General features: G+C 64.5%; 18 protein-coding genes. 12 read left to right on the forward strand and 6 right to left on the reverse strand.

Going from position 1 to position 20,715, the window contains the following annotated elements; genetic code table 11:
• Positions 1 to 2: 2 nt before the first annotated feature.
• The 3 genes from EJ072_RS29915 to EJ072_RS29925 are packed head-to-tail and all read left to right on the forward strand — an operon-like array spanning position 3 to position 2,414.
• Entirely contained in the window at positions 3 to 1,376 is a 1,374-nt protein-coding gene (locus EJ072_RS29915; protein ID WP_126082538.1) for an MlaD family protein, read from the forward strand.
• 37 nt (positions 1,377 to 1,413) lie between these two features.
• The gene (locus EJ072_RS29920; RefSeq protein WP_126082539.1) at positions 1,414 to 2,058 is read left to right on the forward strand and encodes an ABC-type transport auxiliary lipoprotein family protein; all 645 of its coding nucleotides are present in this window, start codon (positions 1,414 to 1,416) and stop codon (positions 2,056 to 2,058) included.
• A 38-nt stretch (positions 2,059 to 2,096) separates the two neighbouring features.
• Positions 2,097 to 2,414, forward strand: coding sequence for a hypothetical protein (locus EJ072_RS29925; protein ID WP_126082540.1), 318 nt, complete (start codon positions 2,097 to 2,099; stop codon positions 2,412 to 2,414).
• A gap of 62 nt (positions 2,415 to 2,476) precedes the next feature.
• Here the strand turns inward: EJ072_RS29925 and EJ072_RS29930 are convergent, their stop codons facing one another.
• Complete coding sequence (locus EJ072_RS29930) at positions 2,477 to 8,893, reverse strand: kinesin (protein WP_126082541.1); 6,417 nt, start codon at positions 8,891 to 8,893, stop codon at positions 2,477 to 2,479.
• A gap of 301 nt (positions 8,894 to 9,194) precedes the next feature.
• Here EJ072_RS29930 and EJ072_RS29935 point away from each other — a divergent pair, with 301 nt between their 5' ends.
• The 3 genes from EJ072_RS29935 (at position 9,195) to EJ072_RS29945 (ending at position 11,105) form a co-directional block, all read left to right on the forward strand.
• Positions 9,195 to 9,563: an Hpt domain-containing protein gene (locus tag EJ072_RS29935; RefSeq protein WP_126082542.1), complete on the forward strand. Its 369-nt coding sequence runs from the start codon at positions 9,195 to 9,197 to the stop codon at positions 9,561 to 9,563.
• A gap of 99 nt (positions 9,564 to 9,662) precedes the next feature.
• The gene (locus tag EJ072_RS29940; protein ID WP_042647743.1) at positions 9,663 to 9,983 is read left to right on the forward strand and encodes a 2Fe-2S iron-sulfur cluster-binding protein; all 321 of its coding nucleotides are present in this window, start codon (positions 9,663 to 9,665) and stop codon (positions 9,981 to 9,983) included.
• Between the two features lie 90 nt (positions 9,984 to 10,073).
• Positions 10,074 to 11,105, forward strand: coding sequence for an NAD(P)/FAD-dependent oxidoreductase (locus EJ072_RS29945; RefSeq protein WP_126082543.1), 1,032 nt, complete (start codon positions 10,074 to 10,076; stop codon positions 11,103 to 11,105).
• A gap of 57 nt (positions 11,106 to 11,162) precedes the next feature.
• Here the strand turns inward: EJ072_RS29945 and EJ072_RS29950 are convergent, their stop codons facing one another.
• Together EJ072_RS29950 and EJ072_RS29955 are read right to left on the reverse strand one after the other, a co-directional pair.
• Entirely contained in the window at positions 11,163 to 12,638 is a 1,476-nt protein-coding gene (locus tag EJ072_RS29950) for an MDR family MFS transporter (protein WP_126082544.1), read from the reverse strand.
• A 203-nt stretch (positions 12,639 to 12,841) separates the two neighbouring features.
• Positions 12,842 to 13,462 (reverse strand): DUF922 domain-containing protein, encoded by a 621-nt coding sequence (locus EJ072_RS29955; RefSeq protein WP_126082545.1) that lies wholly within the window; start codon positions 13,460 to 13,462, stop codon positions 12,842 to 12,844.
• An 84-nt stretch (positions 13,463 to 13,546) separates the two neighbouring features.
• On the opposite strand from EJ072_RS29955, the gene folP reads away from it, so the two are divergent.
• From folP to folK, 3 genes are read left to right on the forward strand one after another with little or no spacing between them, the layout of a single operon-like run.
• Positions 13,547 to 14,401 (forward strand): dihydropteroate synthase, encoded by an 855-nt coding sequence (gene folP / locus EJ072_RS29960; RefSeq protein WP_126082546.1) that lies wholly within the window; start codon positions 13,547 to 13,549, stop codon positions 14,399 to 14,401.
• A 2-nt stretch (positions 14,402 to 14,403) separates the two neighbouring features.
• Positions 14,404 to 14,763 (forward strand): dihydroneopterin aldolase, encoded by a 360-nt coding sequence (gene folB / locus EJ072_RS29965; protein WP_042647736.1) that lies wholly within the window; start codon positions 14,404 to 14,406, stop codon positions 14,761 to 14,763.
• The gene (gene folK / locus EJ072_RS29970) at positions 14,747 to 15,259 is read left to right on the forward strand and encodes a 2-amino-4-hydroxy-6-hydroxymethyldihydropteridine diphosphokinase (protein ID WP_126082547.1); all 513 of its coding nucleotides are present in this window, start codon (positions 14,747 to 14,749) and stop codon (positions 15,257 to 15,259) included. The genes folB and folK overlap by 17 nt, the downstream gene beginning before the upstream one ends.
• A 6-nt stretch (positions 15,260 to 15,265) precedes the next feature.
• Here the strand turns inward: folK and EJ072_RS29975 are convergent, their stop codons facing one another.
• The 3 genes from EJ072_RS29975 to EJ072_RS29985 are packed head-to-tail and all read right to left on the reverse strand — an operon-like array spanning position 15,266 to position 17,994.
• Positions 15,266 to 15,568 carry a hypothetical protein gene (locus EJ072_RS29975; protein ID WP_127256986.1) on the reverse strand — a complete coding sequence of 101 codons (303 nt, stop codon included), beginning with the start codon at positions 15,566 to 15,568 and terminating at the stop codon, positions 15,266 to 15,268.
• Positions 15,569 to 15,599: 31 nt separating this feature from the next.
• Positions 15,600 to 16,148 (reverse strand): DUF924 family protein, encoded by a 549-nt coding sequence (locus EJ072_RS29980; protein ID WP_126082549.1) that lies wholly within the window; start codon positions 16,146 to 16,148, stop codon positions 15,600 to 15,602.
• A 10-nt stretch (positions 16,149 to 16,158) separates the two neighbouring features.
• A complete protein-coding gene (locus EJ072_RS29985; RefSeq protein ID WP_126082550.1) occupies positions 16,159 to 17,994 on the reverse strand; it encodes a monovalent cation:proton antiporter-2 (CPA2) family protein in 1,836 nt (611 codons plus the stop codon).
• Between the two features lie 245 nt (positions 17,995 to 18,239).
• On the opposite strand from EJ072_RS29985, the gene EJ072_RS29990 reads away from it, so the two are divergent.
• From EJ072_RS29990 to EJ072_RS30000, 3 genes are all read left to right on the forward strand, one after another.
• Positions 18,240 to 19,223 (forward strand): AraC family transcriptional regulator, encoded by a 984-nt coding sequence (locus EJ072_RS29990; protein WP_126082551.1) that lies wholly within the window; start codon positions 18,240 to 18,242, stop codon positions 19,221 to 19,223.
• Positions 19,224 to 19,284: 61 nt separating this feature from the next.
• Positions 19,285 to 20,493: an MFS transporter gene (locus EJ072_RS29995; protein WP_126082552.1), complete on the forward strand. Its 1,209-nt coding sequence runs from the start codon at positions 19,285 to 19,287 to the stop codon at positions 20,491 to 20,493.
• A 10-nt stretch (positions 20,494 to 20,503) separates the two neighbouring features.
• Positions 20,504 to 20,707 (forward strand): hypothetical protein, encoded by a 204-nt coding sequence (locus tag EJ072_RS30000; protein ID WP_126082553.1) that lies wholly within the window; start codon positions 20,504 to 20,506, stop codon positions 20,705 to 20,707.
• Positions 20,708 to 20,715: the final 8 nt, after the last annotated feature.

The raw sequence follows: 20,715 nt of genomic DNA on the forward strand, positions 1-20,715 counted from the left end.
CGATGGAAACAAGAGCCAACTACGTCATCGTCGGCATCTTCACGCTGGGCGCGATCCTGGCGGCCTTCGCCTTCGTCTATTGGACGGCCGCCATCGGCGACAGGGGCGAAACGGCGATGCTGCGCGTGCGCATCCCAGGCTCGGCCTCCGGCCTCAGCCGCGGCAGCCTGGTGCTGTTCAACGGCGTCAGGGTGGGCGATGTGAAAAACGTCTATATCGATGGCGACGATCCGACCGTCGCCATTGCCGACGCCGAAATCGCCCGCTGGACACCTATCACCAAGTCGACGCAGGCCGACATCGGACTGACCGGCCTCAGCGGCCAGGCCAATATCGAGCTCAAGGGCGCCGACCCCAAGGAAGCCAGGCTGCTCGACGAGGCGGAGAAGGAAGGCAGGGTCGCCGAGATCGTCGCCAACCCGTCCGCGGTCACCAACCTTTTGCAGACGGCTCAGAACATCTTTACCCGCGCCGACAAGGTGCTTAGCGAGCTCGAAGGTTTTACCAAGGACGTTCGTGAGCCGCTGACGCAGACGATCAAGAACGTCCAGACCTTCTCGGACGCGCTGGCCAAGAATTCCGACGGCATCGACAAGTTCCTGTCGGCGGTGAGTTCGCTTTCGGATCAGTTGAAGAATGTCTCCGGCCGGCTCGACAGCACGCTGAAGGCCGCCGAAGGCCTGCTCAATTCCGTCGACAAGGACCAGATCAAGAGCATTGTGGCCAATGTCGATACGGTGACGGCGAATCTGAAAGAGACCAGCAAGCAGTTCGATACGGTCATCGGCAACGTCAACACGGCGGTCGGCTCGATCAACGATTTCGCCAAGCAGACGCAAGGGACACTGGCCAAGGTCAACGGCGTGCTCGACGGCATCGATCCGGCCGACGTCAAGGAGGCTTTGGCCAACATCCAGAAAGCCAGCGCCAGCGCCGACAAGGCGGCCTCTGACATCGCCAAGGTCACCAACAAGATCGCCAACCGCTCCGACGACATCAATGACACGATCAAGAATGCCCGCCAGCTTGCGCAGCGCCTCAACGACGCCTCGGTGCGCGTCGACGGCATCCTGGCCAAGGTCGACAAGCTCCTCGGTTCCGGCGAGGCCGACGGCGTGATGGCCGATGCGAGGGCGACGCTCAAATCCTTCAAGCAGGTGGCCGACACCCTGAACTCCCGCCTCGGCACCATCGTCGACAACCTGTCACGCTTCTCCGGCCAGGGGCTGCAGAATGTGGAAGCGCTGGTGCAGGACAGCCGCCGCTCGATCAACCGCATCGAGGAAGCGGTGACCGACCTCAGCCGCAATCCGCAGCGCATCCTGTCCGGCGGCGAGGGCGAGGTCCGGCAGTTCGACGGAAGGGCACGGCGTTGACTTCGGCCGCCGCGACCGCCAAGAAAATGAACCGCGAATGCGGGTTGATCGGGGACAACGGGGATCGCGCGTGAAGTCGGTCAGGGTGGTAGCGGGTAGTTTGAGATCGTCCGCGGCGGCATTGCTGGTGCTTACGCTTGCCGGCTGTGCGGTCCTGGGCGGCAAGCCGGCGCCGCTCGACACGTTCGAGTTGTCCGCGCCTTCGGTCGATGTGCGCGCCCACAGCCGCCGCCAGATCCTGATCGCCCAGCCCTCGGCGCTCAAGGCGCTGGACAGCCAGAACATAGTCATCAGGCGTTCGGACCGCTCGATCCAGTTCCTGAAAGGCGCGCAATGGGCAGACCGGCTGCCGCTGATCGTGCAGGCGAGGCTGGCCGAGACCTTCCAGCGCTCCGGCAGCTTTGCCGGCGTAGGCAAGCCGGGCGAAGGGCTGGCCATCGACTACCAGATCATCGTCGAGGTGCGCTCCTTCGAGGTGCGCGTCAATGGCGGCGAGCATGCCGACGTCGACCTGTTCGTGCGCATCCTGAACGACCGCAACGGCGAGGTGCGCGCCTCGAAGAACTTCACCGCGAGCGCGCCGGTTTCCGGCAGCGGCAATGCGGCTTACGTCCGCGCGCTGGACAATGCCTTCGGCCAGGCGGCGACTGACATCGTCCGCTGGGCCGATTCGACGATTTGAGCGAGGCTCCAGGCAAGCCACGTTTTTTCGGAGCCGTGATGACCGTAAGTTTTATTCAACGGACGTTTTCGGTTGATGGTGATGAGGTGACCTGCCGTTTCTTTTCGCCCGAACCAGAGGACGGGGGAGATTTCCTATGTTGGTACGAAATAGGATGGCCCGAAGGCTCGCGCACGTTCAGAGCGCGTGGGATCGATGCGGTGCAGGCGCTATTGCTTGCCATGCAAATGGCCCATGCTGATCTTTTGTCAGAACGCGAAAGACATGGACGGCAAGTGTTGTGGCTCGATCAGCGTGGTCTTGGATTGCCCATCGCTAATTCAATTCGCGACTTGGATCCCGACGGCGGGTTCTGAACTTTGCAGAGACGAAAAAGGCGGGCTTTCGGCCCGCCTTTTGATTCCTGGAGCTGCCCGGCTCAGTGCAACCGGCCGCTGGCGTGGGCCAGCATGGTGTAGACCTTGCCAGTGTCGGAGGTCAGATAGGTCTGCGCCATGATGTTGTCGCGGTCGTTGCGCGAGACATCCTTGAGCAGCTTCTCGAAATCCTCGCAGTAACGGTCGACCGCGGCGCGGAATTCCGCCTCGGCCTGATACTTGCGGCGGATCTCGTCAAAGGTCTGCTGGCCCTTGAGCGTGTAGAGGCGACGGGTGAAGACGTCGCGCTCGCCGCGCCGATAGCGGTTCCAGAGCTCGATCGAGGCGTCGTGGTCGATGGCCCGTGCGATGTCGACGGAGAGCGAGTTGAGCGACTCCATGACATGCAGCGGCGAGCGCTGGGCAGGCGCCGCGCGCGGCGCTTCCGCCGGCGCCGCCGGCCTCAGCTCTTCCTCGCGCGAGGCGTTGGTCAGGAGATCGCGCACCCAGCCGCCCTGCTGCGTCTTGCCGTTCTCACGGCGCGGCGCCTCGGCGGGACGTTCCAGGTCAAGCGTGCCGCGCAGCGTGGTCTCGGCGAGCGGCGCCTGAGGGGCGCGAGCCGCCGGTTGCGGCTGCGGCTGAGGTTGCGGGGCCGGCGGGCGGCGCAGCGGCGGCTCGGCGGCACGAGTCGGCGCTTGCTGCGGAGCAGGGCGCAGACCGCGCGGTTCACCCTGTTCGCTTGAGCCGCTGCGGCCGGATTTCGCAACGATATCCGACAGTTCCTTGAGCGCATTGATCTGCTCGGCGACGGCGCGGCGAATGGCCGAGGTCGATTCCTTGGCCTCTTCCGGCATCTCGATGACGCCCTTCTTCAGCTCGGCGCGGGTGAGATCCAGCTCGCTCTTGATCGAGCCTGCGGTGCGGCGCATCTCCTCGGTCGCGTCGGCAAAGCGACGGGTTGCCGAATCGACGACCTCGGCGATCGCGGTGCGGATCTTCTCCGCCGATTCCATCGTGCGGCCCTCGGCGGTCTGCATCGTCTGGCCGACGAGGCTCTCGAAGGAACGCATCACCTTCTCGAGGTCTTCCGACTTCTTGACCAGGCCGACGGCGAGGTCCTCCAGCGAGGACTGGCGCTCCAGCGTGTGCTCGAGATTGCTTTGCGCGGAGCTGAGCAGGTTCGAGGCGCTGGAAAGCAGCCGGCTGTGCTCGTCGAACTTGGTCGCGATCGCGGCCACCTCGCGCAGCGTCGCCGATGACAGGTCGGTGAGCCGCGTCGTGTTGGAATCGACCAGACGCGCCGAGCTGGCGAAGGTCTGGGCGGCCTTCTCCGTGGTCGAGGCGAAGCTCTGCGTGCTGCCGGAAAGCCGCTCCTCGACCTGGCCGAGATTGACGGCAGCCTGCTCGATAAGCTGGCCGAGCTGCGCGCTGGAGGTCGTCATGCGGCCAATGAGGTCGGCCACGCTGTCGGCAAGCGAGGAACGCGCGCCTTCGACGGCCGACAGCGTTTCGGCCGTGCGGCTGGCGAGAGCATTGACGAGGTTCGTGTTCTCGCTGCGCAGCTTCTCGGCCGCGCGTTCGGTAACCTCTTCCATGCTGCGCTGCAGTTCGGAGCCGCCCTGGGCGAAGCGCTCGACCAGCGGCTTGGCCGTCTCGTCGAGGATCTTCGCCATCTCGGCCGAACGCGCCGCGAGCATGGTGTTGAGCTCGCGGGTGTTGGCGCCGATCGTGCGCGCGGCCTCGTTGGTGCTCTGGCCGATATGCTGGCCGACCGCCGTGAAGGTCTCGGCGATGACGTTGGCGCGCGAGATCAGCTGAGCCTCGGCGCTGGAGACCTGCTCGCTGAGCTTCTGGCCCATCGTCTCGGCGGTGTAGGCGAGGCGGTTTTCCACGCTCGCGACCTGGTCCTCGACGCGCGCGGCGGCAGCCGCGGCGCTCGCGGCAATCCGCTCGTCGGCGCCGGACAGCGCCTGCTCGATCTCGCGGGCATGCACGGCGAGCTCCTGGCCGGTCTGGCGGGCGCGGTCGGCGACACGCTGCTCGGTGGCGGCGAAGGCGCCGACGATCGTGTCGGCATGCTCGCCGATCGTCGAGCTGGTCGAAGCGATGCGCGACACCAGGCGGTTGTCGGCGTCGTCGAAGATGCGGCCGATCTCGCCGGCGCGGGCGGAAAGCGCTTCCGAGCCCTCGGCGATGCGCGCCATGAGCTGCTGGTCGGCGCCGTCGAAGATGCGGCCGAGATCGGAGGCGCGGGCGGCCAGCGCTTCGGCCGATTCGGTGATGCGCATCGACAGCCGCTCGTCCGCGCCCTCGAAGTTGCGCAGGATGTCACCGGCACGCGAGGCCAGCGACTGCGCCGTCTCGACGGCGCGGGCAACCAGCTTCTGGTCGGCCGCGTCGAAGGTGTTGGCGATCTCACCGGCGCGCGTGGCCAGCTTGTCGGCAGTTTCCTCGGCGCGAGCCATGAGGGAGTTCGACGCGTCGTCGGCGCGCGCCATCAGCATGTTGGACGTGTCCTGGGCACGTTCGTGCAGGCGACGGTCGGCCGCCTCGAAGGCCTGGGCGATGTCCTCGGCCCTGGCAAGCAGCGCGGCGGAGGTCTGCTCGGCGCGTTCGGCGATCTTGCGATCGGCGTCGCTGAAGGCCGCACCGGCCTGCTCATGCAGGGTGCTTGTGACTTCCATGACCTTGTCGCGCAACGCGCCCGCCACGAACACCGCGGTCTTCTCCAGCACGCCGCGCACATTGTCGACACCGGTCGACAGCGCTCGCTCCATGGTGCTGGCGCGTTCTTCGATGACACCGGTCTGGCGGCTGAAGGCCTGCTCGATCTTCTCGACATCGGCGGCGATCGCTGCCGAAATGTCGCTGCTCCGCGCGGCGATCTGGTCGATATGGCCGGAGACCGAACGGTCGACGTCCTTGCGCGTATCGGCGAGCTTGGCGAGATCGTCCTCCAAGGCGCGGGCCAGCATGTCGCGGCCTTCTGACAGCTTGCCGACATGGCCGGCGATGACGTCGTCGATCTCGGATCGGCTTTCGGTCAGCTTCTGGAGGTCGGCTTCGAGGGCGCGCCTGAGGATATCGCGGCCCTCGGCGAGCTTCTCGACCTGGCCGGCGACAAGACCGTCGATGCCGGCCCGGCTTTCGGCCAGCTTGGCGAGATCGGCTTCAAGGGCGCGCGTGAGGATATCGCGGCCTTCGGAGAGCTTCTCAACCTGGCCAGCGACGAGGCCGTCGATGCCGGCACGGCTTTCGGCCAGCTTGGCAAGGTCCGCTTCAAGGGCGCGCGTGAGGATATCGCGGCCTTCGGCGAGCTTTTCGACCTGGCCGGCGACAAGGCCGTCGATCGAGGCGCGGCTTTCGGCGAGCTTGGCAAGGTCGGCTTCGAGCGCGCGCTTGAGGATGTCGCGGCCTTCCGCCAGCTTCTCGACCTGGCCGGCGACAAGCCCGTCGATGCTGGAACGGCTTTCGGCCAGCTTGGCGAGGTCGTCCTCCAGCGCCTTGGACAGCGTCGCGCGGTTCTGCGACAACTGGTCGGCATGGGTCTGCATGAGCCCGCTGGCATTGGCCATATCGGCGTCGAGCGCGCGCGAGAGTTCGGCGCGATGGCCGGTGATCTTCTGCGAATGATCGACGATTGCGCCCTGAATCGTGTTGAGATCGGCTTCCAGCGCGCGCTTGAGAATGTCGCGGCCTTCGGCCAGCTTCTCGACCTGGCCGGCGACCAGCCCGTCGATGCTGGAGCGGCTCTCCGCCAGCTTGGCGAGATCGTCTTCGAGCGACTTGGACAGCACCGAACGGTCCTGAACGAGCCGGTTCTGATGTTCGGCAACGGCGCCGCTGACATTCTGAAGGTTATCCTCCAGGGCTCTCGATAGGGCCGAGCGGTCTTGCGCCAGCTTGTTCTGATGATCGGCAATGGCGCCGCTGACGGCCTGCAGATCGGCTTCGAGGGCCTTCGACAGTTGCGAGCGATCCTCCAGCACCTTGTCCGAGTGTCCCGCAATGGCACCCTTGATGGTGTTGAGGTCGGCCTCCAGGGCGCGCTTGAGGATATCGCGGCCTTCGGCAAGCTTTTCGACCTGGCCGGCAACGAGGCCGTCGATCGAGGCACGGCTTTCAGCCAGCTTGGCGAGGTCGGCTTCCAGCGTCTGCGATAGCAGGCCGCGGTCCTCGGCGAGCTTGCCGGCATGGCTGTCGATCAGGCCGCGGATGCCGCTCAGATCGCTTTCAAGCGCGCGGCTGAGCTCACCGCGGTCCTCGGCGAGCTTGGTCGAATGGGTCTCGACCAGGTTCCTGATGCCGATGATGTCGGTCTCGAGCGCCTTGGCCAGCACGGCGCGGCCCTCGGCGATCTTCTCGACCTGACTGGCGACGAGGCCGTCGATCGAGGCGCGGCTGTCCTGCAGCTTGCCGAGATCGGCTTCCAGGGCGCGCGCCAGGATATTGCGGCCCTCGGCCAGCTTCCCGACATGGCCGGCGACCATTTCGTCAATCATCGTGCGGGCTTGGACGAGTCTGCCGGAGTCTTCGTTCAAAGCCTGGGACAGGCGGTTGCGACCCTCTTCGAGCTGCTCCAGATGGCTGCCAAGCGATGCATCGATGGCGGCGCGCGACTCGTTCACCTTGCGCAGATCTTCTTCCAGCGCGCGAGAGATCAAGCCGCGGCCTTCGGCCAGCTTCTGCACTTGGTTGGTGACGGCGGCATCGATCGCCGCGCGGCCCTCGGCGAACTTGGCCAGGTCCTCCTGCATGGCGGCAGCCATGCGTTCGCGGCTCTCGGAAAGCGAGCGGCTGTGGTTCTCGACGGCTTCCTCGATGCCGACCCGGGCATCGGCGAGCCGCTGGATGTCGGAATCGAAGGAGCGCGACACCACATGCCGGGCGGCCTCCATGCGGCCGGCGAAGTCGGTGGCGCGGGCTTCGAGCATGGAGGAGGTGGACGAGATGATGTCGGCCATATCGGCGCCGATCTGGGTCTTGCCCTGATCGATCATCGCCGACAGCGTGTCCTTGCTCTCGGCGAAGGCATGAGCGATTTCCTTCGCGCGTTCCACCATCGTCTCGTTGATCTGGCGGGCGCGCGCTTCGAGGGCGGCGTTGAGCTTCTGCGTGCCGGTGTCGAGCGCTTCGGCGCGGGTCTGGAATTCGCTGATCAGCGCCTGGCCGCGTTCGGCCAGTGTCCGTTCGATGCCGCTGAGGCTCGCCTCGAATTCGGAGTTAAGCGTGCGGGCGGCGCCTCCAAGCAGCGAGACCATGCCATTCGTGCGGTCGTCGAGCAGGTCGGTCAGCGAGCGGGTAAGGCCGTCCGTGGTGTCGGTAAGCTTGGCGATTCGGGTGTCGAGCAGGCTGGCGAAGGCCTCGCCGGAGGTGGAAAGCCGATCGGTGATGTTGTCCAGGCGCGATTCGACGGAATCGAAGATCGACGTCGAGCTTTCATTGATGCGATCGATCAGCGTGTCGCCGGAGTTGTTGATCGTCATCGACAGCTTGGTCGACGCGTTGAGGATCGAATCGCGGATGATGTCGCTGGCCGCGCCGATCTCGTCGCGCAGCGTCTCGTGAGCGCTGGCAATGGAGGCGCGCACGCGCTCGGCATGGGTGACGACCGCCTCGCGCTCGCTGCCGAGGCCATCGACCAGAGAACGGATGCGGGCCTCGTTTTCGGAATAGGAGCGTTCGATCTGGCTGACTTCGCCATGGACGAGCGTCTCCAGCTCGACGGCGCGGGCGAGCGTCCGCTCGATGCCTTCGCCCATGGCCGCCACCTCGCGGCGAACGGCCTGGCCGATCATCATGACGCGATCCTGGGCGAGGTTTTCAGGCTCCGCCAGGCGGAAGGCGACCTCAGTCATGGACTGCGCGGCGATGCGCATTTCCTGCGCGCGCCGAATCATGGCGGCGAACGCCCAGAACAGGATGACCGGAACGATCGCGGCTACCGCCAGGCCGATCAGCTCGGGACGGGCGAAGAACTGGTCGAAGGTACGGATCTTCCAGATGCCAGGACCGAACAGGAGGTTGGCCAAGCCGCCGGCGCCGGCGATCCAGGCCAGCGAGATAAAGGCGATCACCCAGTAGACGGTGCTCGATGCACGCCGGTTGAGGCTGTGCAGCAGCGTCTTGTAGTCCTTCTGGCGGTCGTCATTGGCGGGCGTGAAGCCGGCCGGGGGCGTGAAGCCGGACGGCTGTCCGTTGCGCGGCTCGACAGGGCGCAGTTCGGCCGGCTTGGCCGCGGGCGCCCTTGGAGACTGGGGGATGGCTGGCTGAGGGTTGTTCGCCGGCTCTGTCCGCTGGCTGCGGCCTTCGCGCGCCAGCTCGTCGGCCGCCGCCGAGATCTGCGCTTCGAGATCCTCCATCGACGCCGCCATGTCGAGCCCGCCTTCGTCGCCGGCAAGGTCAAGGTCGAGCGCCTTTTCCAGTTCCGCGGCTACGTCATTCTCGAGAGACTTGGTCGTCGTTGGTTTCTTAGCCATGCCTTCGCTACCCTGTACTAGCTGCCGCGGGACTTATGATTTTGGCCGGATTCTGGCCCGATTCTAGCTTGTCTATCCCGAGCAGGAGGCTGAAAAATGGACCTTCGTATCGTAATGACACACAGGGGTAAAGAAAACATGCATTCCGGGCGATACGTAAAACTTTAAATATAAGGTTAACGCAAGCGTGATCCGGTCGCCTCCGTGACAACATTTTTCCCCTCCAATCGTTAACCCGTTGGCGACCGGAAACGCCTATTTTCTTGGCCTCGTCTGCCCGCTTGATGGAGTTGCAGTGCGTATGCGTGGCGAAAGTGGTATTGCGTTTTCCATGCCGGGGGGAGATCCCTCCGGAACGGCTCGAGCCCGACCTGTGGATCTCGGCCATCTGGCGCGCCAGACAATGGGCGACCGCGACCTCGAACGGGAGGTGCTGGCGCTGTTCGTGCAGCAGTCGCTCAACGTTCGTGACCAGATCACGGACGCCGACACCAGGCAGAGGATACTTCTGGCGCACGGCTTGAAAGGCTCGGCGCGCGGCATCGGCGCCTTCGCGGTCGCCGAATGCGCGGCAATCATCGAGAAGCAGCCGGAAGACGTCCGGGCGCTCAAGCGGCTCGGCATGCTGATCGAGGAAGTGCGCGACTTCATCGCGGGCATCAGCCGCTAGCACTATCTTTTTGAAAAACGTCATTTCGTGGCGCTTTCGCGCCGCAGTTGACTTGTCCGGTGGAGTGATTATCTCCGTCGCGACTCCTCAGGTGACTTAATGACCAAGCTGACTTACATCGCCCATGACGGGACCCGATTTGACGTGGAGGCCGAAAACGGCTCGACCGTCATGGAAAACGCCATCCGCAACGCGGTGCCCGGTATCGAGGCCGAATGCGGCGGCGCCTGCGCCTGCGCGACCTGCCATGTCTATGTCGACGAGGCATGGACGGCCGAGGTCGGCGAGCCGGAGGCGATGGAAGAGGACATGCTGGACTTCGCCTATGACGTCCAGCCGAACTCGCGCCTTTCCTGCCAGATCAAGGTGCGCGACGCGCTGGACGGGCTGGTCGTGCGCGTTCCCGAGCGCCAAGGCTAAGGCCGACTTTCCAGTTTTCTTCATGCTGGCTGCTTGGCAGCAGGCCGGCGCTCATGCAGTCTCGCTCCATTCCCAAATGGGGCGCAGCGCATGAGCAATACCATCAAGACGGACGTTGTCATTGTCGGCGCCGGGCCGGTCGGCCTTTTCGCCGTGTTCGAGCTCGGGCTGCTCGACATGAAATGCCATCTCATCGACATTCTCGACCGTCCCGGCGGCCAGTGTGCCGAGCTCTATCCGGAAAAACCGATCTACGACATACCCGGCTGGCCCACCATCTCGGCTCAGGGCCTCGTCGACAAGCTGATGGAGCAGATCCATCCGTTCAAGCCGGAGTTCACTTTCAACCGCATGGTCTCGAGCCTGGAAAAGCTCGACGACGGCAGCTTCCGCGTCGCCACCGACGAGGGCGAGCTGTTCGAGGCCAAGGTGGTGGTGATCGCCGCCGGCGGTGGCTCGTTCCAGCCCAAGCGCCCGCCCATTCCGGGCATCGAGGCCTATGAAGGCAAGAGCGTCTTTTATTCGGTCCGGCGCATGGAGGAATTCCGCGGCCACGATCTCGTCATCGTCGGCGGCGGCGATTCGGCGCTCGACTGGACGCTCAACCTGCAACCGATCGCCAAGAGCGTGACGCTGGTGCATCGCCGCCCGGAATTCCGGGCGGCACCCGACAGCGTCAACAAGATGTATGCCTTGCAGGAGATGAAGCAGCTCAAGTTCCTGGTCGGTCAGGTCAGCGGGCTGGCCGGGGCCGACGGCCAGTTGTCATCGGCGACCATCAAGGGCGGTCCGGACGGCGACGTTGAGGTGCCATGCACCCGCATGCTGCCCTTCTTCGGCCTCACCATGAAGCTCGGACCGATCGCCGAATGGGGCCTCAACCTCAACGAGAACCTGATCCCGGTGGACACCGAGAAGTTCCAGACCTCGATCCCGGGCATCTTTGCCGTGGGCGACATCAACTGGTATCCCGGCAAGCTCAAGCTGATCCTGTCAGGCTTCCACGAGGTGGCGCTGATGGCACAGGCCGCCAAGCGCATCGTCAGCCCGGGCGAGCGCATCGTCTTCCAATATACGACCTCATCGACCAGCTTGCAGAAGAAGCTCGGCGTCCACGACTGAGTATGTTGAATTCAGGTGATGCCGGCCTGACCTGAATCTCAACACACCTCGGAGAGATTACTCCGCAAGCACCGGCGCGGCGTGCTCGTCGCGGCCGCGCAGTTCCTTTTCCGGCATGAGCGCCAGCACGATCAGCGCAAGGACAAGCGTGATCCCGGTGGTGAGGAAAATCATCACGAACGGCAGCGCCGATGACAATTCGATACGCGTCGCGGCGCCTTCGGACGACAGCGGCAAGCCATAGCCCAGCGCCACCGCGCCAAGGATCGCCACGCCGAGCGCGCCGCCCAGCGTGCGCAGGAAGGTCAGCACGCCGGTCGCCACGCCCAGGTGAGCGCGGTCGACGGCGTTCTGGACCGAGACGGTGGCGACCGGGAAGGTCGTTCCGCTGCCCAGGCCGGTGAGCGTGGTCAGGATCAGGACTTCGGGCAGCGAGGCGCGTCCCGCAATGGCACTGAGCACGCCAACGCAGACGATGGCAAGGCTGACGCCGATTATGGCGATGCGCTTGTAATGGACGAAACGCGGGATCAAACGGCCGCTGAGGGTGGCGCCGGCGACCGTGCCGAGCAGCAGGCCCAGCATGGCCATGCCGGATTCGCTGACCGAAAGCCCGACGATCGACTGCAGGTAGACCGGCAGGTAAACCGAAGCGCCGATGTTCGCGGCCTGCAACAGGAACATCGACAGCGTGCCGGCGAGCACGATCGGGTTGCCCAGCACGTCGAGGGAGATCAAGGGCTCGGCCGTCTTGAGCAGCCTCAGCGCGAAGAAAGCCCAGAACACGGCCGAGCAGGCCACCAGCCCCAGGATTTCGCCTGATAACCAGGGATAGGCGCTGCCGCCCCAGTTCAGCGCCAGGAGCAGCAGCGACGTAGCGATGACCAGCAGCGCGGCGCCCAGCCCGTCGATGCGATGGTTCTTGGCCGCGATCGGCAGCTTCTTCAGCGGGTTGTTGATGAGGGCCATGGCAAGGAAGCCGATCGGCAGGTTGATCCAGAAGATCAGCGACCAGTGCAAATGCTCGGCAAAGACGCCGCCGAGCAGCGGGCCGGCGACGCTGGCGACCGCCCATGTGCCGGAGATCCAGGCCGAGTAGCGGGCCCGCTCGCGCGGCGGCACGAGATCGCCTATGACCGTCTGGGCCAGCGCGAAGAGACCGCCGCCGCCGGCGCCCTGGATCGCCCGGCCGATGACCAGCACCAGCATGTTGGGCGCGAGCGCGCTGACCAGCGACCCGAGCAGAAAGATCATGATGGCGGCGTAGATGACGGAACGGCGACCATAGACATCCGAGATCCTGCCGTAGAGCGGCGCCATCGCGGTCGCGGTCAAAAGATAACCGGTGACAATCCACGGCAGATACTCGGCATGGCCAAGCGCGAGCGCGATCGTCGGCAGCGCGGGGGCGACGATTGTCTGGTCAAGGGCTGCCAGCAGCATCGACAACAGCACGCCACCGATGATGGCGTTCTTCTCGCTCTCGCTCATCGGCGCGGCTTTCTGCGCCATCGTCTCGACGGTCTGGTCCATGCATCATTTCTTTCAAAGGCAGGTGCTTGGCGCGCCAAGGTGGCTTTGGCTGGTCGCGCCTGTCATTTCCCATCGTGGATAGGGGGTGTTTCGAACCCGCTATATGTCGTTCGATATAGGCCGTTTTCGACCGTCCTTCGAAAGTTTTCCCCGTCGGGCACCATGCTTGGGCGAAATTGGCCTCGGATGCGGCTTGCTTCGGGTCAAGGCGGCGGCAGCTGGCCGGCTTCAATGCGCTGCATCCGATAGCGCATCAGCCGAAGGATGCGGCTTTCGAAATTGGCGCCCTCGACCCGGTCGAAGCGCACCTGGTCCTGATCGTGCCTGGCGAGCTCGGCTGCCTGGATCGACGCGGCCTCCGCTTTTGCCTGTTCGCACGTCTTTTGCGTGGGGCTGGCCTTCAGCGCGTCCTCGAGCGAGCGCGCATGGTTCTTGGCGATCTCGACATGGCGTTCCTCATGCCGTTTGATGTCGGCCGAGAGCGTGTCCCAGAACAGCCTAACGTCGGGATCGGATTTGCGCGGGCGCCGCCACTCGGGGAGGATCACCTTGACCTTCACGGTGACGGCCGCATCGGCGATGCGGCAGGACTGCGCGCTCTGGGCGTAGCTGATACGGGTCGTAAAGGCCATCTGCGTGGCGCCTGGATGTCGCGATCCGGTGCTCTTCACTTCGGGGCCGTTTCTCGACAGCTGGTTCTGGATATCGTCGAGCGTGCGGCCGCCGACGCTGAAATAGCTGTAGGTCTTCACCAGATTCGCGGGGACCGCCGGCGTGGCGGCGAGCGCGAGCATCAGGGCGCAGAGCAGGGGACGCTTCATCATATTGCCTCTTCACGCACCTTGCTTTAGGGCCGTCGCCAGCGCAACGGAATTGATTTCCAGCGGATCACGCATGGTTGATGGACAATGACGACAAGGCGATGGCAGTTGGCGCATGGGCGCTATCTCGACCTCGGTCCGAAGGCGGTCGTCGTCGGCATCCTCAACGTGACGCCTGACAGTTTTTCGGACGGCAGTTTGTTCATCGCGCCGGGAAAGGCGCTGGAGCAGGCGCGCCGGATGGTGAAAGAGGGCGCCGCCGTGATCGATGTCGGCGGGGAATCGACGCGGCCGGGTTTCGCTCCGATCACGGCTGAAGAAGAGCAGGGTCGCGTGCTGCCGGTCATCGCGGCGCTCGCCGCTTCCGGCGAGGCGCTGATCTCGGTCGACACCTATCGCGAGGACACCGCGCGGCGCGCAGTCGCCGCCGGCGCCCATATCGTCAACGATGTCTGGGGGCTGCAGCGGGAGCCCGGCATCGCGCGCGTCGCCGCCGAAACCGGCGCCGGGCTCATCATCATGCACACCGGCCGCGAGCGGCAGAAACTGCCTGATGTGATCGACGACCAGTTCCTGTTCCTGCGCAAATCGCTCGAGATCGCGCGTGCGGCCAACGTCGCCGACAGTCAGATCGTGCTCGATGCAGGCTTCGGCTTCGCCAAGGAAACGGCGGCGGAGAACCTCGACCTGATGGCGCGGTTTTCGGAGCTTCAGGCGCTCGGCTACCCGCTGATGGCGGGAACCTCGCGCAAGCGCTTCATCGGCACCGCGACCGGGCGCGAGCCTGGCGATCGGGCCGCCGGCACGGCGGCGACGAGCGTCATCCTGCGCTTGAAGGGGGCCGACCTGTTTCGCGTCCACGATGTCGCAATCAACGTGGACGCGCTGGCGCTGACCGATGCTATGCTTGCCCGCGAAACCGAGCCTCCCCCCGGACCCTGATCATGTACGTCATCCGTATGAAGAATTGCGCCTTCTTCGCCCGCCACGGCGTGCTTGACGAGGAGGAGACGCTTGGCCAACGTTTCTATGTCGATGCCGAGCTGACCGTCGAACCCAGCCGTCCGCTGACGGAGGATTCCATCGAGGATACCGTCAATTACGGCGTCGCCTTCGCGGTCATCGAGAAGATCGTGACCGGACATCGCCGCTTCCTGATCGAGGCGCTGGCGCTGGAGGTCGCAAAGGCGCTGACAGCGCGCTTCTCGCAGATCAGGAAGGCCGCGATCACCGTGCGCAAGCCGAACGCCCCGGTGCCCGGCGTGCTCGATTATGTGGAGGTGACCGTTGTCTGGCCAGAATAGCGTCGTCTATCTCAGCCTCGGCGGCAATCTCGGCGATCCGGCGAGGTCCATGGGCGCGGCATTGCGCATACTGGATGGCGACGACGCGACGCGCGTCACCGCGGTCTCGTCGCTCTACCGCACGCCGCCCTGGGGCAAGCTCGACCAACCCGATTTCCTCAACGCCGCCGCGGCGATCGAGACGGCGCTCTCGCCGCGCGCGCTGCTCGACCTTTGCCTCGACGTCGAGAGGCGATTGAAGCGCGTGCGCGAGGAGCGCTGGGGGCCGCGCCTGATCGACATCGACATCCTAGTGTTCGGCGACCGGGTTATTCACGAGACCGGGCTCGAAGTGCCGCATCCGCGCATGCTGGAGCGCGCCTTCGTGCTGGCGCCGCTGGCCGAGATCGCGCCGGGGCTTTCGATCGGCGGCAGGAGCGTCTCGGAACGGCTCGGCGCCGTCGACACATCAGGGATCGAGCGGCTTCCGTCCGGCCGGGAGTGGTGGTTGGCTTAACGTCGCCTAGTTCTCGACAACGAAAGTGCCGCCGGCGTCTTGGTAGACGAACAATTCGACAGCGTCGTACTTTTGGCGGTCAGTCGATATCGCCAGGAAATCATACTCGCCCAAATGCAAGATGACCTCTTGTTTGGTCGATGTAACGCGCTCGATTCTTGCCGCTGTATCGCTCATGCGCAGAGACACCTCCGTATGGATAGCGAGCCCAGTGCCGTCGGTGAAAAGAACGCTGATCCCAAACCCCGGTTCGTTCTTTTCGACAGAGCGGATTGACTTGCCAATCATTCGCGCTTCGAAGCTTCTCACAATACGATTCCCAATCTGTGGTTAACCGGCATCAACCGGAAAAACCGCCGCCGTCGAGAAATGTCTGTTCCTCGGGCGTCGTCTCTCGACCGAGCAACCTGTTTCGATGCGGAAAGCGACCGAAGCGCTCGATGATTTCCAGATGCTCCTCGGCATATTTAAGATCGTTCGCGGCTCGCACGGCGGTGAGTTCCACTGAACGCTTCTGATCGCCAAGCGATTCCGAATGCTCGAATGGAAGGTAGAGGAAGACGCGCAGAGCCTCGTCGAGTTCCAGATCCTGTCCGGCGGCGATCGCCCGGTCGGCAAAATGCCTTGCCAGCGGGTCGGTCACGTACATGTGGCCGGTGCCGCGGAAGCAGTTGCGCGGGAACTGATCGAGCAGGATCATCAGCGCCAGCGATCCTTCAGCATGGGCGTTCCAGTCGTCGCATTCGCGCCGCGCGGCTGCGTAATGCAACTCAAGGAAGCGGCTGCGGAAATCGGTGTCGAAGGCGTCGTTCTTCTCGAACCAGGCGTCCTCGCCGGCGTCACGCCAGAATTTGGTGACTGAAAGCGCCCGCGCGTCGAGCTCTGCCATGCCTTGCCCCTCAGTTGTTGGTCTCTGCCTCGTTCAGCACAACGGCTGTTTCTTGGTTCAGCGCGCGGCCGGCCCGGCGCGGTTGCGTGAGCGGCGTCGGGATCGGCGTGCCGATGTTGCCCTTGAGGAAACGCTGGCCGGCGCGGATGCCCTCGGCAAGCTGCGTTTCGAAGCGAGCGGTATCGCGACGGCGCACGTCCTCGATGACCTCGGCAACCTCCTCCGGATCGACGCCCAATGCCTCCAGCGCCGAGCCGCCGAAGACGAGCGCCGATTCGAAGGTTTCGCGCAATTGGTAGTCGACGCCGGCTCGAATGAGCTGCAGCGCCGTGCCGCGGTCGTAGGCGCGCGCCAGGATGGTGACCAGCGGGAATTCGGCCTTGATCAGCTGCGCGATGCGCACGGCGGCGTCCGGCTTGTCGACGCAGATCAGCACCGCGTGGGCCCGCCCGGCGCCGGCCGCATGCAGGATATCGAGCCTCGTGCCGTCGCCATAATAGACCTTGAAGCCGAAATTGGCCGCCGCCTGGATCATCTCCACCTCGTTGTCGATGATCGAGACGTCCAGCCCCCGCAATAGCAGCGGCTGGCTTGCGATCTGGCCGAAGCGGCCGAAACCGATGATCAGCACGCTGCCGGTGAGGCCCTCGGCGATGTCGACGCCGTCGAGCGACTGCTCGTCGCGCGGGGTGAGGTAGCGCAGCGCCAGGATCGCGAGCGGCGTCAGCACCATCGAGATGATGACGATGGCGGTGAGCGTTGCGTTGGCCTGGCCGTCGATGATGCCGACCGCGGCCGCGGACGAATAAAGCACGAAGGCGAATTCGCCGCCCTGCGCCATGAAGACGGCGCGTTCGAGCGCCTCGCGATGGCCGCTCTTCAGGATGCGCGCGACGATGTAGATGCCGAGCGCCTTCATGACCATGTAGGCGACGACATAGATCGCGACGAGCCGCCAGTTATGGGCGACGACGCCAAGGTCGAGCGACATGCCGACGGCGAGGAAGAACAGGCCGAGCAGGATCCCGCGGAACGGCTCGATATCGGCTTCGAGCTGGTGTCGGAAAGTCGATTCCGACAGGAGCACGCCGGCGAGGAAGGCGCCCATCGCCATCGAAAGGCCGGAGAGCTGCATGGCGAGAGCCGATCCCAGCACCACCAGGAGGGCCGCGGCGGTCATGACCTCGCGGGCACGCGCGTCGGCCAGGATTCGAAAGAGCGGATTAAGCAGATAACGGCCGGCCACGACCAGCCCGACGATCGCGGCGATGCCCATGCCGACTTCGGTCAGCCGCTCCGAAATACTGGTTTCGGCGCCGCCGGGCGCGAGGAAGGCCACCAGCGCCAGCAGCGGCACGATCATCAGGTCTTCAAGCAAGAGGATGGAGACGATGCGCTGGCCTTTCGGCGTGGCGATCTCGCCGCGCTCTTCCAGCAGCTGCATGACGATCGCCGTCGAGGTCAGCACGAAGCCGGCGCCGGCAACGAAGGACTGCGCGATCGGAAAGCCTCCGGCCAGTCCGACGAGGGTGAGCAGGACCGCGCAGACGCCGACCTGGAGGGCGCCCAATCCAAAGATCTCGCGACGCAGGCCCCAGAGCCGCGACGGCTGCATTTCCAGCCCGATGATGAACAGGAACATGACGACGCCGAGCTCGGCGACGTGGAGGATCGATCCCGATTCGGAAAAGACGCGCAGGCCGAACGGGCCGATGACCACGCCCGCGGCAAGGTAGCCGAGGATCGAGCCCAGCCCCATGCGCTTGAAGATCGGCACGGCGATGACGCCGGCCGCGAGCAACGCCACCACCTGCACCAGATCGCTGCTCGACGCTTCAGCTGCCATGGCTGTCATCCTGTTGCTGAAAAGCGCGTTCGCCTGGAAAACATTCAGGTGGACGCGCTTCAGGTCTTTGCTTGATGCATGTCGTTATTCCAGAACCGCTGCGCACTTCTGGGCGACATGCATTAGAAGCACTCCTTGCATGCACCGGGAGGGAGAGGCAAGGGCGGGAGGCCTGCCAGGAAGGGTAGGCGCCGTCGGAGGGACCTTCGCTTGCCTGTCGGACGTTCGGCATCTATAATGGCGAAATGTCTGACTATTCGTCCCGCCCGCTTCCGGATATCCCGATGGATGCGCTCAGCGAAGTCCTGCAGGACTTTCGCTTGAGTGGCGTGAACTATGGCCGCTGCGAGCTGCGACATCCATGGAGCATCGCCTTTCCGCAACAGAGGCTCCTTCGCTTTCACTTTGTCGGCCAGGGCCCATGCTGGATCCATACCGAAGAGGAAGGCTGGCAGGAGTTGCGCAATGGCGATCTGGTGCTGCTGCCGCAAGGCATCGCTCATCGGCTGGCCAGTGCGCCGGACGTCGTCGGCGACTCGCTCGAGGGGTGCCAGGTGACCAAGTTGGGCGGCAATGTCTGCGAAGTGGTCAGGCAGGGAACGGGCGCGACAAGCACCCTTTTCTGCGGCTCGATGGCACTGGGTTCCTGCGCGCTCAACCCGTTGATCACGTTGATGCCGCCTGTCATCAAAGGCTGCGACGTGGCCGGAAATGACCCGGTCATGCGTCCTTTGCTGGCGGCTATGACGGCCGAGGCCGCGCAACCGCAGATGGGCAGCGCCACCATCCTGTCGCGGATGGCGGATTTGCTGACGGCCCGGCTCATCCGCTGCTGGGTCAATTGCACCGGAGCCTCGACCACCGGCTGGCTCGCCGCCATCCGCGACCCCCATATCGGCCGCGCTCTCGCAGCCATGCACCGAGATCCCGGCCATAACTGGACGCTGGAAAGCCTAGCCGCCCTGGCCGGCCAATCGCGCTCGATTTTTGCCGAGCGCTTCAGCGCTGTCTTGGGCGAGGGCGCTGCACGCTATCTCGCTCGTCTGCGCATGCAGCTTGCCCGCGAGTTGCTGGGGCAAAACGGCATGTCGGTTGCCGAAGTCGCTACCCGTCTGGGCTATGATTCCGAGGCATCCTTCGCGCGCGCGTTCAAGCGCATCACCAATGTCTCGCCGGGCGTTGTGCGCCGCACAATTTCCGGACGAATGGACATGAACTTCGGATTTTAAGATACATATAATCCGGGCGGACTAGCCTATCTAAGATCTCCAAACTTTGGAGACTCCTTCCGTGACTGACACAACATTACAGCTTGAAGACACCGCGATTGGCCTTGATGAGGATGCGCCAGCCGCATGGAGCGCAGGCACCTGGTTTGCGGTCCTTTCATTGGCGGCCACCAGCTTTGCGCTGGTGTCAGCCGAATTCCTGCCCGCAGGTCTGTTGACGCCGATGGCACGCGATCTCGGCATCAGCGAGGGAACGGCCGGACAGGTCGTCACCGCCACCGCTTCCGTCGGCGCCGTGACGGCCATGTTAAGCAATGTTCTCATCGGCAGATTGAACCGCAAGACCGTGCTGGTCGGCCTCATGGCCCTGGCGGTCGCCTCCAACCTTCTTGCGGCCTTGGCGCCTAATTTCTGGCTGTTGTTGTTAGGCCGCGCCGGGTTGGGTATCGCTCTCAGCGCTTTCTGGGCACTTTCGGTTGCCGTCGTGGCGAGGTTGGTTGGCGCCAATGCGACGGGGCGTGGCATGGCCATCGTCACCCTCGGCGTCTCGCTTGCCACCATTGCCGCACCGTCGATGGGCGCGCTGATCAGCGACTGGTTGGGATGGCGCAGCGCCATGGCCATGGCGGCGGGGCTGGCCGTGTTGGCCATGCTGGCGCAGTTGCTCAGCCTGCCGACCCTGCCTGCAACCGCCAGCAATAGTCTCGCGGATGTATTTCGGCTGACACGGCGGCGTGGCGTTCAACTCGGCATGCTTGCCATTCTTTTGCTGATGACCGGACATTTCGCCGGCTCTGTCTATGTGCGCCCCTTCCTCGAACACGTGACCCTGCTTGCAACCGGGCCAATTGCCCTGGCCCTGCTTGGATTTGGCATCGCAGCCGTGATTGGCAATGTTGCCGGCGGCCGCATGGCCGACGCCAACATCCACGTGGCTCTCGTGGTCACTGCAGCGTTGATGGCATTCGCGGCGCTGGCATTGGTGCTTTGGGGCGTGCACATCGGCGCTGCCTTTGGGTTTGTCACGCTTTGGGGCCTGGCCTTCGGCATGGGGCCGGTGGTGCTGCCAACCAATCTGTCGCGTGCGGCACCCGATGCGCTGGAAGCAGCGGGCAGCCTGATGGTCGCCTCTTTCCAGGTGGCCATCACCACCGGCGCGGTTGTCGGCGGCTATGTCGTGGACACCTATGGCGCAACGGGGCCGTTGACCCTTACCGCCATTCTTGCCGTCGCAACGGTGGTGCTGGCGCTGCTGCAGCCTCGCAGGTGAACTTGTTCCAGTGACCCAGAGCGTCTCACCGTTTCAGGGAAACGGCGAGACGCTCTATCTCTTTGTTTTTACGCAATTCGGGACGGAAGGTTACGGCGAAGTCGCCGAACCTAAACGCTTCACACTTTCTTGGAACTGCTCTGAAGCGCGTCGCGCTGAACGGCCTGATGCGACACGCCTCAGCTTGTTGTTTTACATGCATTGGGCGGCCTGAATCTGGAA

Origin of the sequence: Mesorhizobium sp. M2A.F.Ca.ET.046.03.2.1, assembly GCF_003952425.1 — a bacterium.
GTDB lineage: Bacteria > Pseudomonadota > Alphaproteobacteria > Rhizobiales > Rhizobiaceae > Mesorhizobium.

Coding starts and splice junctions, on each gene's coding strand:
- EJ072_RS29950 (WP_126082544.1), bottom strand. CDS start 12,638: ATGGACCAGACCGTCGAGACGATGGCGCAGAAAGCCGCGCCGATGAGC.
- EJ072_RS29935 (WP_126082542.1), top strand. CDS start 9,195: ATGCGTGGCGAAAGTGGTATTGCGTTTTCCATGCCGGGGGGAGATCCC.
- EJ072_RS29920 (WP_126082539.1), top strand. CDS start 1,414: ATGCGGGTTGATCGGGGACAACGGGGATCGCGCGTGAAGTCGGTCAGG.
- EJ072_RS29915 (WP_126082538.1), top strand. CDS start 3: ATGGAAACAAGAGCCAACTACGTCATCGTCGGCATCTTCACGCTGGGC.
- folP (WP_126082546.1), top strand. CDS start 13,547: ATGACGACAAGGCGATGGCAGTTGGCGCATGGGCGCTATCTCGACCTC.
- EJ072_RS29985 (WP_126082550.1), bottom strand. CDS start 17,994: ATGGCAGCTGAAGCGTCGAGCAGCGATCTGGTGCAGGTGGTGGCGTTG.
- EJ072_RS29930 (WP_126082541.1), bottom strand. CDS start 8,893: ATGGCTAAGAAACCAACGACGACCAAGTCTCTCGAGAATGACGTAGCC.
- EJ072_RS29945 (WP_126082543.1), top strand. CDS start 10,074: ATGAGCAATACCATCAAGACGGACGTTGTCATTGTCGGCGCCGGGCCG.
- folB (WP_042647736.1), top strand. CDS start 14,404: ATGTACGTCATCCGTATGAAGAATTGCGCCTTCTTCGCCCGCCACGGC.
- EJ072_RS29980 (WP_126082549.1), bottom strand. CDS start 16,148: ATGGCAGAGCTCGACGCGCGGGCGCTTTCAGTCACCAAATTCTGGCGT.
- EJ072_RS29955 (WP_126082545.1), bottom strand. CDS start 13,462: ATGATGAAGCGTCCCCTGCTCTGCGCCCTGATGCTCGCGCTCGCCGCC.
- EJ072_RS29925 (WP_126082540.1), top strand. CDS start 2,097: ATGACCGTAAGTTTTATTCAACGGACGTTTTCGGTTGATGGTGATGAG.
- EJ072_RS29990 (WP_126082551.1), top strand. CDS start 18,240: ATGTCTGACTATTCGTCCCGCCCGCTTCCGGATATCCCGATGGATGCG.
- EJ072_RS29940 (WP_042647743.1), top strand. CDS start 9,663: ATGACCAAGCTGACTTACATCGCCCATGACGGGACCCGATTTGACGTG.